At 61.3% G+C, this 16,408-nt stretch carries 18 protein-coding genes; 9 read left to right on the forward strand and 9 right to left on the reverse strand.

Annotated features, from left to right (window positions below; translation table 11 throughout):
• Nucleotides 1–115 precede the first annotated feature (115 nt).
• Nucleotides 116–1,156: a patatin-like phospholipase family protein gene (locus CX511_RS09195; protein WP_045189845.1), complete on the reverse strand. Its 1,041-nt coding sequence runs from the start codon at nucleotides 1,154–1,156 to the stop codon at nucleotides 116–118.
• Nucleotides 1,157–1,312: 156 nt separating this feature from the next.
• Between CX511_RS09195 and CX511_RS09200 the strand changes: the two genes are divergently transcribed.
• From CX511_RS09200 to CX511_RS09210, 3 genes are all read left to right on the forward strand, one after another.
• The gene (locus CX511_RS09200) at nucleotides 1,313–1,591 is read left to right on the forward strand and encodes a hypothetical protein (RefSeq protein WP_101293256.1); all 279 of its coding nucleotides are present in this window, start codon (nucleotides 1,313–1,315) and stop codon (nucleotides 1,589–1,591) included.
• Nucleotides 1,592–1,605: 14 nt separating this feature from the next.
• Complete coding sequence (locus CX511_RS09205; RefSeq protein WP_101293255.1) at nucleotides 1,606–2,373, forward strand: CHAD domain-containing protein; 768 nt, start codon at nucleotides 1,606–1,608, stop codon at nucleotides 2,371–2,373.
• Nucleotides 2,374–2,454: 81 nt separating this feature from the next.
• Nucleotides 2,455–3,255: an acyl-CoA thioesterase gene (locus CX511_RS09210; RefSeq protein WP_045189851.1), complete on the forward strand. Its 801-nt coding sequence runs from the start codon at nucleotides 2,455–2,457 to the stop codon at nucleotides 3,253–3,255.
• Here the strand turns inward: CX511_RS09210 and CX511_RS09215 are convergent.
• From CX511_RS09215 to CX511_RS09225, 3 genes are all read right to left on the reverse strand, one after another.
• Nucleotides 3,252–3,614: an Mpo1-like protein gene (locus tag CX511_RS09215; protein WP_045189852.1), complete on the reverse strand. Its 363-nt coding sequence runs from the start codon at nucleotides 3,612–3,614 to the stop codon at nucleotides 3,252–3,254. The two genes, CX511_RS09210 and CX511_RS09215, sit on opposite strands and share 4 nt — an antisense overlap.
• A 75-nt stretch (nucleotides 3,615–3,689) precedes the next feature.
• Nucleotides 3,690–5,168 (reverse strand): methyl-accepting chemotaxis protein, encoded by a 1,479-nt coding sequence (locus CX511_RS09220; protein ID WP_101293254.1) that lies wholly within the window; start codon nucleotides 5,166–5,168, stop codon nucleotides 3,690–3,692.
• Between the two features lie 86 nt (nucleotides 5,169–5,254).
• Nucleotides 5,255–6,061 carry a TatD family hydrolase gene (locus CX511_RS09225; protein WP_045189856.1) on the reverse strand — a complete coding sequence of 269 codons (807 nt, stop codon included), beginning with the start codon at nucleotides 6,059–6,061 and terminating at the stop codon, nucleotides 5,255–5,257.
• Nucleotides 6,062–6,219: 158 nt separating this feature from the next.
• Between CX511_RS09225 and CX511_RS09230 the strand changes: the two genes are divergently transcribed.
• Together CX511_RS09230 and CX511_RS09235 are read left to right on the forward strand one after the other, a co-directional pair.
• The gene (locus CX511_RS09230; protein ID WP_101293291.1) at nucleotides 6,220–7,644 is read left to right on the forward strand and encodes an MltF family protein; all 1,425 of its coding nucleotides are present in this window, start codon (nucleotides 6,220–6,222) and stop codon (nucleotides 7,642–7,644) included.
• 255 nt (nucleotides 7,645–7,899) lie between these two features.
• Nucleotides 7,900–8,208, forward strand: coding sequence for a hypothetical protein (locus CX511_RS09235; RefSeq protein ID WP_045189858.1), 309 nt, complete (start codon nucleotides 7,900–7,902; stop codon nucleotides 8,206–8,208).
• Nucleotides 8,209–8,213: 5 nt separating this feature from the next.
• Here the strand turns inward: CX511_RS09235 and greB are convergent, their stop codons facing one another.
• The 3 genes from greB to CX511_RS09250 form a co-directional block, all read right to left on the reverse strand.
• Nucleotides 8,214–8,708, reverse strand: coding sequence for a transcription elongation factor GreB (gene greB / locus CX511_RS09240; RefSeq protein ID WP_045189859.1), 495 nt, complete (start codon nucleotides 8,706–8,708; stop codon nucleotides 8,214–8,216).
• Between the two features lie 85 nt (nucleotides 8,709–8,793).
• Nucleotides 8,794–11,304: an ABC transporter permease gene (locus CX511_RS09245; RefSeq protein WP_101293253.1), complete on the reverse strand. Its 2,511-nt coding sequence runs from the start codon at nucleotides 11,302–11,304 to the stop codon at nucleotides 8,794–8,796.
• Complete coding sequence (locus CX511_RS09250; protein WP_045189863.1) at nucleotides 11,304–11,987, reverse strand: ABC transporter ATP-binding protein; 684 nt, start codon at nucleotides 11,985–11,987, stop codon at nucleotides 11,304–11,306. Before CX511_RS09250 ends, CX511_RS09245 begins: the two co-directional genes overlap by 1 nt.
• Nucleotides 11,988–11,997: 10 nt before the next feature.
• Between CX511_RS09250 and CX511_RS09255 the strand changes: the two genes are divergently transcribed.
• The 3 genes from CX511_RS09255 to CX511_RS09265 all read left to right on the forward strand — a co-directional run bounded on the left by CX511_RS09255 (nucleotide 11,998) and on the right by CX511_RS09265 (nucleotide 14,034).
• A complete protein-coding gene (locus CX511_RS09255; RefSeq protein WP_177409695.1) occupies nucleotides 11,998–12,603 on the forward strand; it encodes an arylesterase in 606 nt (201 codons plus the stop codon).
• Between the two features lie 56 nt (nucleotides 12,604–12,659).
• Nucleotides 12,660–12,941: a hypothetical protein gene (locus CX511_RS09260; protein WP_045189866.1), complete on the forward strand. Its 282-nt coding sequence runs from the start codon at nucleotides 12,660–12,662 to the stop codon at nucleotides 12,939–12,941.
• A gap of 121 nt (nucleotides 12,942–13,062) precedes the next feature.
• Nucleotides 13,063–14,034, forward strand: coding sequence for a L,D-transpeptidase family protein (locus CX511_RS09265; protein WP_101293251.1), 972 nt, complete (start codon nucleotides 13,063–13,065; stop codon nucleotides 14,032–14,034).
• Nucleotides 14,035–14,171: 137 nt separating this feature from the next.
• Here the strand turns inward: CX511_RS09265 and oprI are convergent, their stop codons facing one another.
• Complete coding sequence (gene oprI, locus CX511_RS09270; protein WP_003259780.1) at nucleotides 14,172–14,423, reverse strand: outer membrane lipoprotei OprI; 252 nt, start codon at nucleotides 14,421–14,423, stop codon at nucleotides 14,172–14,174.
• A gap of 508 nt (nucleotides 14,424–14,931) precedes the next feature.
• Here oprI and CX511_RS09275 point away from each other — a divergent pair.
• Nucleotides 14,932–15,213, forward strand: a complete 282-nt coding sequence (locus CX511_RS09275) for a GNAT family N-acetyltransferase (RefSeq protein ID WP_045189870.1) — start codon at nucleotides 14,932–14,934, stop codon at nucleotides 15,211–15,213.
• Between the two features lie 85 nt (nucleotides 15,214–15,298).
• Here the strand turns inward: CX511_RS09275 and CX511_RS09280 are convergent, their stop codons facing one another.
• Nucleotides 15,299–16,375 (reverse strand): 3-deoxy-7-phosphoheptulonate synthase, encoded by a 1,077-nt coding sequence (locus CX511_RS09280; protein WP_045189872.1) that lies wholly within the window; start codon nucleotides 16,373–16,375, stop codon nucleotides 15,299–15,301.
• Nucleotides 16,376–16,408: the final 33 nt, after the last annotated feature.

The following is a 16,408-nucleotide window of genomic DNA, read 5'->3' on the forward strand; positions in this document are numbered from 1 at the left end:
GAGGCTGCGATCGGCTGCGGAGCAGTCGTGAGGCGGGCACCTCGTTGGGGCTGACAAATCGCGGTGGTCAGGTTTTGCGGCCGTTTCACGCCCGATCGCAGCCTCACGGCAGCGGCTACCGCCGCTCGGCCTCATAGTTATCCAACGTATCGCGAGCAATTTCCCTGCCCAACGCAATCAGTTCCGGTGCTTTGTAGAACTCGAAAAAGCGACACACCCGCTTGGGTACGTTGATCAATACATCCGGCGGGTAACCGGCAATCTTGTATTGCGCGAGGGAGGTCTGCATGACCTCAAAGCTCTGGTTGATCAGGTCCAGCAGTGACGCCGGCCCAACGTTATCGATGATGAACGATCCCGTCGCTGATTTCGGTGCACCGGCACTTTCCGGCGCGGCTGCCGGCTGCTGCGCCTCGGGGTCGGCTGCATCACTGAGCCAGGGGTTGGGGATTTGCGCCGCTTGCGGTGTGAGCTCTGCCTCGATACGCATCAGTTGTTCGGCTTGCTTGCGCCGGAACGGCAAGTGCGAACCCAGCGAGCTAATCAGGTTGTCAAAGCGCAGCTTGAAGGCGGCCGGGCGTTCGATCACTGGCAGTTGGTACTGCTTCTGGTTGGTCGAGTTAAGGTTCACGGCAATGATCAAGTCGCAATGGCTGGAGACCACCGGAATGATCGGCAATGGGTTAAGAATACCACCGTCGACCAGCATGCGGTTACCCTGCACCACGGGTGTGAACAGGCTGGGAATGGCTGCCGAGGCGCGCATGGCCTGGTGCAGACACCCTTCCTGGAACCAGATTTCCTGCTGGTTGGTGAGGTCGGCAGCCACCGCCGTGTAGGGGATTCGCAATTCTTCGATATTCACTTCGCCAACAATCTTGCGAATCTGCCCGAAGACTTTTTCACCCCGAATGGCCCCCAGGCGAAAGCTCACATCCACCAGGCGCAACACGTCCAGGTAGTCCAGACTCTCGATCCAGTTGCGATACTCCTCAAGTTTGCCGGCCGCATAGATGCCGCCAATCACCGCGCCCATGGAGCAGCCTGCCACGCAGGCAATGTCATAACCGCGGCGCTCCAGTTCTTCGATTACGCCAATATGCGCATACCCTCGGGCCCCGCCAGAGCCCAATACCAATGCCACGCGTTTACTCATGATGGCTCCAGGTTGTTCTCCATCGAGGGTCTAACAATGCGCCCATTCGTGTCTGTGCTTCAATCGTCATGCGCGCTGCGCTACGCTTTGCAGGGCACTTTTCTTCTTTGTAGTCGTCGAACACGCCACTTTGAACATTTTTTTGAGGATTCACCGATGAAAGCCTGGATTTCCTTGCCGCTGATTGCTCTGCTCCTGGCCGGTTGTGCTGGCAAGACAGCCTACCGCGACAGTTGCGCCAACCAGCTGGACTCGGCCTGGAAAGAGCTGGATCTGGCCAAGGCTGAAGGCTTCGCCGGTACGGTCAGTTATTCCAAGGCCCTGTCGTTGTTGACCGGGGCCAAGACCCAGCAACAGTTCGAGGCGTTCGAGGGGTGCAGCAACAAAGCAGAAAAAGCGCGCTTCTACATTCGTGAATCGCGCGCCGGTCGCTGACACAGGAGAACACCATGTCGGTCATGCTCGACCATGTGATTGTCCAGGTCCTGACACTGCAGGTGCGTTTGCTCGCGTGTCAGGCGCGACTGGCGGCGGATACCGACAGCGAGGCGCTGCACGACCTGCGTACCACCACCCGGCGTTTGCGCAGTTTGCTGCGCCCCCTGCGTGAGCTGCCTGGGGTCGAGCAACTGGAAGGGGCGGCCAAAGCACTAGGTGCGTTGACAACCCCGCTACGTGACCGTGAGGTGTTGGCTGCGCAGTTGCTTGAACGCCAGCAACGGGACGCTGCGCAACAGCGCTTGGCTCATCGTCGGCAAACCTTCGCTAGCGTTGCAGAGAGCGCCGAGCTTGGGCGCTTGTTGGCGATTGTCGATGCCTTTCCGATTTTCTTGCGTGCCGCTGAACGGGAAGGCTTGATCCGGCGCTTGCACAAGCGCATTGACCAGCGCCTGGAGAAACAGTGGCAAAGACTGCGCCAAGCGCTGGTCGACCCGGCGCATGACCGTCACCGCTTGCGCCTGCTGATCAAGCGGGTGCGTTATGGCGCGGAGGCTTACCCTCAACTGGAACATGCCGGGCGGCGTTTGCAGCGTGCGCTCAAGCGTGCCCAAGGCGACCTGGGTGACTGGCATGATCGTGTGCAGTGGTTGCTGCAGGCTGAGCAACAGCCCGACCTGGCGCCGTGTGTCGAGCACTGGCAAGCGCAACTGCACGCCGCCGAACAGCGTGCCGATGCCACCCTTGAGCGCTTGCAAGCGCTCCTGGCGCAGCGTTAAGCCGCTGATATGTCCGAAATGCGGGCTGTCGCAGGGGCCTGTGCTGGTTAAGATCAGACTTTTCCCATGGATGAGGTCGGCATGAATTTCTCGCAATTGCTCAAGGCAGTCCGCCTGCATCCCCAGGCGGTCACCATTGATGCCAGTTGGGCCCAAGGGCGCGCTTGTTTCGGTGGATTGATGGCAGCGTTGCTATACGAAGCGATGCGCGCCAAGACCTCGCCCGGTCGCCCAGTGCGTTCGCTGGCAATCACCTTCGTCGGCCCAGCCGAGCCCGAGGTGCCGATCAGCTTTGAAGTGGAGCTGTTGCGCGAAGGCAAGGCGGTCAGTTCGCTGTTGGGTCGCGCCGTGCAAAATGGCCAGGTGGTGACTCTGATGCAGGGCAGCTTTGGTGGCGGGCGTGACTCGGTGGTCGATGTTCCGGCGCTGCCGTCGGTAGAAATGAAGGGCTTGCAAGACTCAAGCGTCGAGCTGCCCTATATCAAAGGTGTAACCCCTGAGTTCATGCGCCATGTGTCGCTGCGCTGGGCCATTGGCGGCATTCCTTTCAGTAACAACCCATCGCGTAACATGGGTGGCTGGGTCAGGCTGCGTGACGAAGGCGGTGATGAGACCCTGAGTGAGGCACACCTGCTGGCTCTGGTCGATGCCTGGCCGCCCACCTTACTGTCGCACCTGAACAGGCCTGCAGCCGGCAGCACCTTGACCTGGACCATCGAGTTCATTCAGCCGGTGCCCAGCCTGACCCCCCATGACTCGTTCAAGTACTGTGCGCAGACCGAGCATGCCCGTGATGGTTATGGCCACGCGGCATCTGCACTATGGACAGCCTCGGGCGAGTTGTTGGCCATCAGCCGACAGACGGTGACCGTTTTCGCCTAGTGGCGATGGCGGTCTCGCCAGGCACGCCACCAGGCGCCACTGAGGACAAAGCGCGGAAAGGTGATGAATTGCTCGACCAGTAAGCGGCCAATGGCATCTTTGCGGTCATTGAACGGTTCTGGTTGTTCGGTCTCCAGGCGATGGCCTTGGCGTTGCAGGCCAAGGCCGGCGATCAGGGCGATGACGCCGACGGCCAACTGCCCCAGGTCCAGCGCGAACAACCCAGACAGCACCAGCAGGACGCCGAGAATGAACAGCGGCACGGCAATCAGGTGCAACACCAGGTTGGTCGGGTTGCGGTGATTGTGGTGGTAGCCTCGCCATTGCCAGGCGGGCAGGTTAGGTAAGCGTTTGCTCATGGGCAATTCCTCAAGGTTCTGTTTGAAGAATAGTGCGGCCCCCGTCAGGGGGCCAATGAGCGGCGGCTATCGGCCTTATAGCTTGAGTTGGCCGATGGCCTTGTTCAGTTCACCGGCCAGGGTCGCCAGTTCGCTGCTGGTGGTGGCCGAGTTGACAGTCTGCTGCACGGTCTCTTCAGTGACGTCACGAATGCTCACCACCGCACGGTTCATTTCTTCGGCGACCTGACTTTGTTGCTCGGCGGCGACGGCAATCTGGGTATTGCTTTCACGCATCTGGGCCACCGCGCTGGTGATCTCGGCCAAGGCTGCACCGGCCTCCTGGGCCTGTTGCACACAGTCGTCGGCTTTGAACGAACTCTCCTGCATGAAATCCACTGCGTCGCGGGTGCCAGCCTGCAGCGCCGAGACCATGGTGGTGATCTCGTCGGTGGAGGCTTGCACGCGCTTGGCCAAGTTGCGCACCTCATCGGCGACCACGGCAAAGCCACGACCGAGGTCGCCGGCGCGGGCGGCTTCGATCGCAGCGTTCAGGGCCAGCAGGTTGGTTTGTTCGGCAATGCTGTGGATCACCCCGACCACGCCGTTGATCTTCTGGCTGTCTTCGGCCAATTGGCGAATCATCTCGGCGGTCTGCTGCACGCCACTGGACAACCCGGAAATTGAGGTTTGCACGCGGCTGACCACTTGCTGGCCGCTACCGGCCAGGGTATCGGCGCTCTGCGACAGATCGCGGGTGGCGCCAGCATGCTGGGCGATGTGATAGACCGTGGCGGTCATCTCATTGATGGCCGTGGCGGCCTGGTCGGTCTCGCTCTGCTGGCCCAGCATGCCATGGCGCACGTCATTCATGCTCGCGGCCAGGCGGGCGGCGCCGGAATCAAGCTGCGCAGCGGTGCGCGCCACGGTATTGACCACACGGTGGTAGGTGGTCTGCATGGCGTTGAAGGCGCTGGCCATCTGGCCGACTTCATCGCCGCAGGACAACGGCACCCGGGCCGAGAGATCACCGGTCTTCTCCACGTGCAACATGACGTCTTTGAGGGTGTTGAGCTGGCTGAGTAGAAAGCGAATCAGCAACTGCGAAGCACAGAGCATGGCCAGCATCAGGATCAGCACACAGACCGCGTAGTTGGTGAAACGGTCGGTAAACACCTGCAGCAGGCTGGGGGAGGGCGCCAGGATCGCCAGCTGTTGGCCTTCGCGGTTGATCACCTGAGCGCCGGTGAGCGGGTCGCTGCCGGTCAGCGCCAGACCACGCAGTTCGACCCAGCCTTGGGCATTGGCCAGGGCATCCAGATTTTCGTCAGCAAACGAGGGCACTTGCCCTGGGATGTATTGCAACCACAACGGGTTGTGCGGCAACGCTTGGCCGGCGGGCCAGGCTGCCAGCAATTGCGCTTCAGACTGAGCCTTGGCTTGGGCTTCCTGAGCGCGGGCCTGCTGTTCCAGGTGCACGGCGTAGAGCACCAGAAACAGAGTTGTGACAAAGGCCACCGCATTGACGGCCCAGAACTTGTATTTCAGGGAGATATTGCTAAGCCAGGCACCCATGGAAGGTCTTCTCTGATTGAGCGGAAACATTGTTGGCAAGGTGCCATCATTGTGCCGAAGCGATCAGCGGTGCGCCTTGATATGCGTCAAACAATCACCGGCAGGCCAAAGAAAGCGCGGGCGCACGCGGTGGAATGGGCAGCCAGTTGCTCAGCCGTTTCGCCCCGGTGCAAGGCCACTTCTCGCAGCACCTCGGTGAGGTAGGCCGGCTCATTGCGGCCGTTCTTCGGCTTGGGGCGCAGGCTGCGGGGCAGCAAGTAGGGCGCATCGCTTTCCAGCATCAGCCGGCCTTGGGGGATGCTACTGACCAGCGGGTGCAGGTGGGTACCGCGTCGTTCATCGCAGATCCAGCCGGTGATGCCGATGTGCAGGTCCAGGTCCAGATAGCCGAACAGCGCCGCGCGTTCGCCAGTAAAACAGTGCACCACGGCAGCGGGCAGGCGGTCGCGGTAATCCTTTAGGATCGCCAGCAGGCGCTCGCTGGCATCGCGCTCGTGGAGAAACACTGGCATCTGCAACTCGACGGCCAGGGCCAGCTGTTCTTCCAGGGCCTTTTCCTGTTGGGGGCGGGGGGAAAAGTCACGGTTGAAATCCAGGCCGCATTCACCCACCGCGCGCACCCGTGGTTGCTCGAGCAAGGCACGCACGTGGCGGCTGCTCTCGGTGCTCCAGCTACTGGCATCGTGAGGGTGAACACCGGCAGTGCTGAACAACCGCTGGCCGCTTTCATCCAACGACAAACACAGTTCAAGTGCCTGCTCGCTGCCCTCAAGGCTGGTGCCGGTGACCATCATTTGCACCACACCGGCAGCCTCGGCACGCTCGAGAATTGCCGCGTGTTTGTCGGCAAAACTTGGGTTGGTCAGATTGACGCCGATGTCGATGAGTTGCATGGTGCTACCTCAGGCCGGAAGCCGGCCAGCATAGCAAAGCTCGGGGAAAATCGATAAATCCAAGAACTTCAACGCGTTGTCGTGGTCTTTTGCGGTCAATTGTCACGGAACGACTGCAAACTATGGCGCCAACCCCACACCCGCGAGCCTTCGAACGGATGACGCGAGCGCTGTTTTTGTTGATCGTGCTGAGCTTAGGGCTGCTTCAGGCCGGGCCGGCCAGCGCGCGGCTGCCAGGCCCGCAACAAGCCGCAGCCAAGACCCAGGCCCGTGACCTTGCGCAGATTCGCAGCAGCCGTGTGCTCAATGTGCTGGTGAACCAGAGTCGCAACAGTTCCGGTGAGGTCAAAGGCGAGCCGGTCGGTGTTGAATACCATCGCCTGCGAGCGTTCGAACACTACCTCAATGCTCGCGCCCGTGACGGCCAGGAAATTCGTCTGAAAATTATCCCGCGGGCCAAAGAGCAACTGTTGGCGGCCTTACAGCGCGGTGAAGCCGACTTGGTGGCGCCGGGTGAATTGCTCGATCCAACCTCCACCCGTGGCCTGGTGGCCAGCGATCCGGTGGTCGACAACGTGCCCATGGTTCTGGTCGGGCGCAAGGGCGAGCGCAGTTTTCAACGGGTCGAGCAATTGTCCGGGCGCACTGTGGTGCTGACCAGCGCCAGTGCCGCTGGCGACACGTTGCATGAAATCAACCAGAAGCTGGCCTTGCGCAAATTGCCACCGATCAAAGTCGAGTGGGTTGACCCGACCCTGGCGGTAGAAGATGTCCTGGAAATGGTCCATGCCGGGATCTTTCATCTTACCGTCGTTGAGCAACCCATTGCCGTGCGCTGGGCTCGGGTCATGCCCAAGCTGCGCATTGACCGTAAGGTGCAAGTCGCGGCGCCGGAAGCCATGCGCTGGTATGTGCGCCGTGATGCGGTCATGTTGCATGCCAGCCTCGACCGTTTTCTCCAGGGTTATCGACCACCGGTGAATCAGGACGCTGCCTTCGAGCGCATTTACCGACGCCTGTACCGGGTTCACAACCCGTTGGCGCGCAAGGATCGCCAACGCCTGGAGGCCTTGCGTCCAGTGTTGCAGCGTCATGCCAGCGAGCAGAATATCGATTGGTTGAACCTGGCCGCAGTGGCCTTCAAGGAGTCCTCGCTCAATCCTTCCGCGCGCGGCGCTGGAGGCACCCACGGGTTGATGCAGATCACCTCCAGCGCGGCGCAACGGGTGGGGGTGAGCAATATCAGCAATGTTGATGGCAATGTGCGGGCCAGTGCGCGATACATGGCGCTGATCCGGCGCAAGTTTTTCTCCAGCAACCAGCTGAACGAGCGTGAGCGTATGGCGTTTACCCTGGCGGCCTACAACCTCGGGCCCGAGCGCGTTCAAGCCATGCGCGCCGAGGCCCGGCGCCGGGGCCTGAATGGCAATCAGTGGTTCTTTCAGACCGAACGTATTGCCATGGAGCAGGTGGGGATGGGGCCGGTCAGCTACGTCAACAGCGTCAACAAGTACTTTCTGGCCTTTGATCGTGAGCGTGAGTCGCTGGAGCCGCAGGGGCGTAAGGTGGCGGGGCGCAAATGATATGGGCGCTGGCCTGGCTGCAATCGGCCGCGTAGCGGTCGCCGTACGATTTTCCATTTTTTGTCAGCACAAGCGCTTCGCAGCGGGTTGACATTCTGCCCGCAGCTTATCTAGGATGCTGACTTGCGCCGATTTAAACAGCTACTTGCGGGGCGCAGGAGAACTCCCAGGGGTTCACCGAATACCGCTAAAACGCTGGTTCGGTGACGCCTCCCACCGCAGCCCAGCGGGATCTGCGAGGCGGAGAAATACTCCATGAGTTGTCCACGTACCAGTGTCTGCTTGACCCCCCTGCCAGCCAGCCAGGCCACCCGCGTGCCGCGCATTCTGCTGGGCGGAAGCCACCAACCCACACTCCTGCGCTATCTCGATGGCTGGCCGCGCCGCAAAGGCAGCGCCACCGCTTTCCTGATCCAGTTCGCCGACACCCGAGCCTCGCTTGGCCAGTTCGCCAGCGATCGCTTCGACCTGGCGGTAATCCAGTCGCCGAGCGCCGCAGACGCCGCTGAAGTCATCGGCCATCTCACCCGCGTTGCCCGGCAAGGTTTGATCACCCGCGGATAAAGGCGTTACGCGCCTTCGGTTGACCCCGGCGGGCAGTAGCTGATGCGGTTGATGTACCAGGTGGCTTCGCCGCCAGGCGTCTGTACCACCACCTCATCGCCTTCAGCTTTTTTCAGCAGCGCCCGGGCCATGGGCGAATCGATCGAGATGTAGTCATTTCGCCCATAGATCTCATCGTAACCGACGATCCTGAATGTCTTCAGCTCGCCGTCGTCGTTCTCGATTTCCACCCAGGCACCAAAGAACACCTTGCCTTCCTGCTCAGGCGAATAGTCGACGACTTTTACATCTTCCAAGCGCTTGCGCAGGTAACGTACGCGTCTGTCGATCTCACGAAGCAGCTTCTTGTTGTACTGATAGTCGGCATTCTCACTGCGGTCACCCAGTGACGCCGCCCAGGCAACCTTGGCGGTAATCTCCGGGCGGTAGGTGCGCCAGAGGTGATCCAGCTCGCTCTTGAGTGCCAGATAACCCTCTCTGCTGATGATGTTTGTGGCCAAGCGTCGTCCTTTGGAAAGAGTAGGTAGGGCAAAAATGCTCAAGGTTGCAACGATATCGCATCGAACGCAGCCGACAAAAGATGTTTTAGCCCTCACGCAGCACGGTCAGGGGGCTTGCATTGAGTGCCCTGCGGGTACCGTAGACGCCAGCGCCACCGACCAGCAAGGCGCCGATCACGGGCAGCAGCAGTAACCACGGATGCGGGCTCCAGCTCAGGTCGAAGGCATAGCGGTACAACACCAGGGTGATCACCTCGCAGCCAATGGCCGCCAGCAAACCACTGGCCGCACCGAGCAAACCAAACTCAATACGCCGGGCCTTGATCAACAGGCCGCGCCCCGCACCCAGGGCGCGCAGCAGTGCGCCCTGGCGGATGCGCTCGTCGAGGGTTGCCTGCAGTCCGGCAAACAGTACTGCCAGCCCTGCGGCCAGTACAAACAGCAACACGTACTCCACTGCCAGGGTGACCTGGGCGAGGATGCTGCGCAGCTGCTCGAGCAGGGCATCGACCTGCAGGATGGTCACGGCCGGGAACGCTCGCGACAGGGCCACGATTTGCTGATCGTGGCCGGTGGCGAGGAAGAAGCTGGTCAAGTAAGTGGTTGGCAGGTCCTGCAGGGTACCGGGCTGGAAGATCATGTAGAAGTTGGGTTGGAAACTGTCCCAGTTGACCGTGCGCAGGCTGCTGACTACGGCCTGACGCTGCTGACCGCCAATGCTGAACGTGAGCTGGTCACCGAGCTTGAGCTTAAGGCTTTGGGCCAGCTCGGTTTCAACCGACACGCCGGGCAGGCTGCTTTCACTGTCAGGACTGGCTCGCCACCACTGACCTTCGCTGAGGGTGTTGCCCTGCGGCAGGTCGGCGGCCCAGGTCAGGCTCAGGTCGCGCTGCACGGCACGGTCACCGGTGGATTCCTTGCTGACAATCTGTTGCACGGCCTGGCCGTTGATTTCAGTCAGGCGCCCGGGAATAACCGGGTAGAGCGGCGCGGCCTCGGCCGAAAACTCCGTCAGGCGCTGGGCAAAGGTGCTTTTGTCGTCGGGCAGAATGTTCAGTGCGAAGTAATTTGGCGCGTCCTTGGGCAATTGGTTCTGCCAGGTGTCGAGAAGCTCGGCACGCAGCAGAGCGATCAGGGCCATGGCCAAGAGGATCAGGCCGAAAGCCAGGGATTGCCCGGCGGCCGCCAGCGGGTGGCGCAACAGTTGGCCTAAGCCCAGGCGCCAGGCCAGGGGCGAGTCCACGAGCAGGCGCCGCAGGCTGCGCAGGCCGAGCAACAGCAGGCCGCCAAGGACGACAGCCGCAACCAGGCCACCACCGATCAGGGCAAAGGTCAGCAGCAGGTCCAGGCTCAAGCGCCACATGATCAGGCCGAGCGCAAGCAGGGCGGCGCCGTACACCAACCAACTACTGGGCGGTACCGGCAGCAGGTCACGGCGCAGTACACGCAGCGGCGGTACCCGGCCCAAGGCAGCCAGTGGCGGCAGGGCGAAGCCTGCCAGCGCTACCAGGCCGGTGGCAATGCCAGCCAGTGCTGGCGTCAGGCCGCCCGGCGGGATCTGCGCGGGCATCAGGCCTTGGAGCAATTTGAACAGGCCAAGCTGGGCCAACCAGCCCAGCACGGCACCCGCAAAGGCGGCCAAGCTGCCGAGGATTGCCAATTGCAGGCAAAACAGGCCCAGCGCCTGGCGGCGTGACAGCCCCAGGCAGCGCAGCAAGGCGCTGGCGTCGAAGCGGCGAGTGGCAAAGCGACTGGCCGACAAGGCCACGGCGACACCGGCCAGAAGCACGGCCACCAGGCTGGCCATGTTCAGATAACGTTCGGCTTTACCCAGGGCCCCACCAATTTGTTGGTTGCCGTCGCGAGCATCCTTCAGGCGCTGGTTGGGCGCCAGGTTTTTGCTGACGCTGTCGTGATAGCGGGCCAGAGCCTCGGGCTCGCCACGCCAAAGGTAGCGGTACATGACGCGGCTGCCGGGCTGGACAACACCGGTAGCTTCGAGGTCGGCAAGGTTGATCAGCACCCGCGGGGTCAGGCTGTAGAAGTTGCCGGCGCGGTCCGGCTCGTAGGTCAGCACCCGGCTCATACGCAAGGTTTTCATGCCGACATCGATGCTGTCGCCGATCTTCAGGTCGAGCGCGGCCAGCAGCCGCGGTTCGACCCAGGCTTCACCCGCCGCCGGGCCTCCACCGCTGGTTTCCTTGGCGTAGGGTTCAGCGGCGCTGCGCAGTTCACCGCGCAACGGGTAGGCGCTGTCGGCCGCCTTGACGCTCGAGAGCTGGATACCGTTGTCGGTCGCTATCACGCTGGAAAATTCGACCACCTGGGCGTGCTGTAAGCCTGCCGCAGTACCCTGGGCAAGCTGTTCGGGCTGGGCCGGCGAGCTGCCTTGCAGCACCAGGTCTGCACCGAGAAACTCAGTGGCACGCAGCATCATTGCGCCGTTGAGGCGCGCACCGAAGTAGCCGATGGCAGTGCTGGCCGCCACGGCCACCAGCAAGGCGAAGAACAACACGCGCAGTTCACCGGCGCGGGCGTCACGAAGCAGCTGGCGCAGGGCCAGGGCAAACAGGCGGAAAAACGGCAGGCGGGCCATCAGGGCTCCAGTGGCGCGACCAGGTGGCCGGCGTCCAGGCGGATCAGACGACGGCAGCGCTGGGCCAGGCGTTCGTCATGGGTGACCAGCACCAGGGTGGTCCCGCGTTCCTTGTTCAGTTCGAACAACAGATCGCTGATGCGCTCACCGGTGTGGCTGTCGAGGTTGCCGGTCGGCTCGTCGGCGAACAGTACTGCCGGTTCGGCGGCAAAGGCTCGGGCAATGGCGACCCGTTGCTGTTCACCCCCGGACAACTGGCGTGGCGAATGACTCAGGCGCTGGCCCAGGCCCACCCGCTCAAGCAGGTTGCGGGCATGCTCGCGGGCATCGCGGCGGCCGTCCAGCTCCAGCGGCAGCATGACGTTTTCCAGGGCATTGAGGCTGTCGAGCAACTGGAACGACTGGAACACGAAACCGACATGCTCAGCGCGTACCCGGGCGCGTTGGTCTTCGTCCAGGGGGCCGAGGTCATGCCCGGCCAGGGTCACCGAGCCTGCACTGGGCAAGTCGAGACCGGCGAGCAGGCCCAGCAGGGTCGACTTACCTGAGCCCGACGCACCGACGATGGCCAGGCTGTCGCCCTGTTTCAGTTCCAGTGAGAGTTCGTGCAGGATGGTCAAGTCGCCTTCCGCGCTGGGAACCACTTTGCTAAGGTTGCGCGCACTGAGAATGCTGGGGCCCATGGAGAATCCGATGCGAGTGTGGTTATTGAGTGCTGGCCTGGCCTTGATGTGTATTGCCCAGGGTGCAGCCGCGGGGACCGTGCTGATTGTCGGCGATAGTATCAGTGCCGCTTTCGGCCTGGATACCCGCCAGGGGTGGGTGGCCTTGCTGGAGCAACGCCTTGCAACCGAGGGCTTTGACGCCACAGTGGTCAATGCCTCGATCAGTGGTGACACCAGCGCAGGAGGCCAGGCGCGGCTGCCGGCGCTGCTTGCAGAGCACAAGCCGGACGTTGTGGTGCTCGAGCTGGGAGGCAATGATGGCCTGCGTGGGCAGCAGCCCAAGCAATTGCAACAAAATCTTGCCTCGATGATCGATCGCTCCCGGGAAGCCGGTGCCAAGGTGTTGTTACTGGGCATGCGCTTGCCACCTAATTACGGTCAGCGCTACACCACGGCGTTCGCCCAGGTCTATCAAAACCTCGCAGCGGAAAAGCAGGTGCCGCTGGTGCCGTTTTTCCTTGAAGGGGTAGGGGGTATACCCGAGCTGATGCAGGCCGATGGCATTCATCCGGGGCAGGGGGCCCAGGCCCGGTTGCTGGAAAATGCCTGGCCGCAGCTAAAACCGCTACTTTGACGCTTTTATACTGACCGGCTTTCGGCTAATGTTGCGCCCCCGATTTGGAGCCCCCGATGCCGCGTCCCGCCTGGTCCCTGTTTGCCTATCAATTGATCGAGCCTGACGAACAGCTTGACCTGTTCGCCTGCCAGGAGATCCGCGTCCATCTTGTGGCCCGTCAGCTGGAGCTGGGAGGCTCGGCTGACCGTACACTGTGCGGCACCTTGCTGCCGGCACAGCCGCGCTGGTCGACGGTCGAGCGCAGTATCTACCGTGATCGCCGCCTGTGCACGCTGTGCCGAGCCATTCTCGATGCCCAGCGCCGTGGCACGCGGCCGGTCTGGCCGCAGCTGTAACAGTTCGACATAGCCTTTCATCCTTTACCCCGCCTTCTGCGCCGCGGATTACTCCCGATTGTGCTGGGGGCGGTGTACAATCGTCGTCTTGACCTCACTGAATTAGCGAAGGATTTCCCGGATGTTGCCGCGCTTTCCCGCCGTCACCCGTTGCCTGTCCCTGGCCGCCCTGCTGGCGGCAGGTCCCGCTGCTGCGCTGGAGTTCCCCCTGCCACAGCCTGGCGAAGACGTCATTGGCCAGGTCCAGGTGATCAAGGCCAAGTACGAAGATACCTTCGCCGATATCGGCACTGCCAATGACCTGGGCTACCTGGAAATGATCGCCGCCAACCCGGGCGTCGATCCCTGGCTCCCAGGTGCCGGCACCGAGATCATCCTGCCGACCCGGTTCATCTTGCCGCCGGGCCCGCGTGAAGGCATCGTCATCAACCTGGCCGAGTACCGCATGTACTACTACCCGAAAGGGCAGAACGTCGTGCACACCTACCCGCTGGGTATCGGTCGTGAGGGTTGGGGGTCGCCGATTGCCAACACTCGCGTCACCGCCAAGACGCCGAACCCGACCTGGACGCCACCGGCCTCGATCCGCAAGGAGCACGCCGCCGATGGTGACATCCTGCCGACGGTGGTGCCCGCGGGCCCGGATAACCCCTTGGGGCCGTACAAGTTCACCCTCGGTGTGCCGGGCTACCTGATCCACGGTTCGAATAAAAAGTTTGGTATCGGCATGCGCACCAGCCATGGCTGCTTCCGCATGTTCAACAACAATGTGCTGGAACTGTCGAAGATGGCCCCGGTCGGTGTTGCGGTGCGCATCATCAACGAGCCGTACAAATTCGGCCTCAGTGCGGGCAAGGTTTACCTCGAAGCGCATACGCCGCTGGACGACAAGGGCGATCCATCGGTGGTCGACAAGCACACGGCGGTGATCAACGCTTTGCTCAAGCGTGAAGACCTGGCCAACAACCTGCGCATGAACTGGGACATGGTCCGTGACGTGGTTGCCGCAGAAGACGGCATGCCGGTGGAAATTGCTGTGCCGACCACCGGCCAGCAACCGATGGTTTCCAGCGTACCGCTAGACATGCAATAAGCCCCAGGGGTGTTGCATCCGAGGCCTGCCATTGTGCAGGCCTCTTCGTTTCTGGCGGTTGTCGGTAAGTTTCTGGTAGGCAATAAAAAAGCCGACCCACAAGTGGGTCGGCTCCAAATAAAAATCCCGAGGGATAATTACTTACGGCTGGCTTTGTCCAGCATACGCAGAGCGCGCTCGTTAGCTTCGTCAGCGGTCTGTTGTGCTTTTTGAGCAGCAGCCAGAGCGTCGTCAGCTTTGCGGTAGGCTTCGTCAGCGCGAGCTTGTGCACGAGCAGCTGCGTCTTCAGTAGCGGTCAGGCGAGCTTCGGTTTCTTTCGATACGCTGCTGCAACCGGTAGCCAGAACTGCGGCCAGAGCCAGAGCAGAAAATTTCAGAACGTTGTTCATCGTGTTCCCCTTCAAGGACTTTCTATTAAATAGCCATCTCTCAGCAAAGAGAAACTAGCCGGTGTACATAGTACCCATTACTTGTAGTAAGTAAACTGACAGAGCGCAAGAACTGCAAAAAAATACGCCTGTCCCGGGACCTACACAGCCTTTGTAAAAAAACTGTGAAGGTGCCGCCGCAGCGGCTGTAATCTAGTGTAGCAAGTGCGCTTTTTTGTTGAACTAACGGTGACTTAAAGTGTCATCCAACGTCTTAGCACTACAACATCCGGCAACTGTTCAGGCCGCTTTCCCGTTGCCTGGCTCGCTGGCGCAAGAGCACAATTTTTACGACCAGACGCCTTGAGCTTCCGGGCCCTGGGCGCCTACTATTTGTACGTGCTCTTTTGTCAGAGAACGACCAAGCTGTTCTTGCTGTCCAAACGGGCACGGGGTGGCGTAGAGGTTCCTTCGCCGGACAAACATCGGTAAGGTAGGGGTCAGATCATAAGACCCGCGAGGAGTAGTGATGAGCGAGGCGTTGTCCATCCACCATGACCAGGCGGGTCATCAATTCGAGACCAGTGTGGACGGTCATCGTGCTTACCTGACCTACATGGACCTGGGTAAGCAAACCCTGGATATCTACCGCACCTTTGTTCCCAATGCGTTGCGGGGTCGGGGTATTGCCGCGGCTTTGACCGAGACGGCGCTGCAGTATGCAGAGGACATGGGCTACACCGTGATTCCTTCATGTTCTTACGTGGAGCGTTACATGGAGCGCCAGCAGCGGCACTCCACCAAGGCTTGAGAATTGCGAAGGGCAGCGCTGACGCTGCCCTTCAAATGAACAAACAAAAACGCCGGGCAATGCCCGGCGTTTTTGTATCTGCCTGTCAGGCGCGGTTGCGCTTGGGCAGTACGTCCTTGAGCTTGGCGTGCATGCTGCGCAGGGTCTTCTCGGTGGCGTCCCAGTCGATGCAGGCGTCGGTGATCGAAACACCGTACTGCAGGTCATTGAGGTCCTTTGGAATCGCCTGGCAGCCCCAGTTCAGGTGGCTTTCTACCATCAGGCCGATGATCGATTGGTTGCCTTCGAGGATCTGGTTGGCGACGTTCTCCATCACCAGTGGCTGCAGGGCCGGATCCTTGTTGGAGTTGGCGTGGCTGCAGTCGACCATGATGTTTGGCTTGATCTTGGCCTTGGCCAGCGCCTGTTCGCACAGCGCGACACTGACCGAATCATAGTTCGGCTTGCCGTTACCACCGCGCAGCACCACGTGACCGTAGGCGTTGCCTTTAGTGGTGACGATGGAAACGCCGCCTTCCTGGTTGATACCAAGGAAACGGTGAGGGCTGGAAACCGACTGCAGGGCATTGATGGCCACGGTCAGGCCGCCATCGGTGCCGTTCTTGAAACCTACGGCCGAGGACAGGCCCGAGGCCATTTCGCGGTGGGTCTGGGATTCGGTGGTGCGTGCGCCGATAGCCGACCAGCTGATCAGGTCCTGCAGGTACTGCGGGGAGATCGGGTCAAGGGCTTCGGTAGCGGTCGGCAGGCCCATTTCTGCCAAGTCCAGCAACAGTTGACGTCCGATGTGCAGGCCGTCCTGAATCTTGAACGAGTCGTCCAGGTACGGGTCGTTGATCAGGCCTTTCCAGCCGACTGTGGTGCGTGGTTTTTCGAAGTACACGCGCATGACCAAGTACAGAGTATCGGACACTTCCGCGGCGAGGACTTTGAGCCGCTCGGCATATTCATGGGCCGCTTTGATGTCGTGGATCGAGCAGGGGCCGATCACCACGAACAGGCGGTGATCCTTGCCGTCGAGAATATTGCGCACCACTTCACGGCCCGCAGTCACGGTCTTGAGCGCGGTGGCGCTGAGGGGGATTTCCTTCTTGAGCTGATCGGGGGTGATCAAGGTCTCGTTGGAGGCAACGTTTAGGTCATCGATCGGTAAATCAGCCATCGTGTTACTCGTCAGGTCACGGGTGCCGGCCGC

The organism is Pseudomonas sp. S06B 330 (assembly GCF_002845275.2).
Lineage (GTDB): Bacteria > Pseudomonadota > Gammaproteobacteria > Pseudomonadales > Pseudomonadaceae > Aquipseudomonas.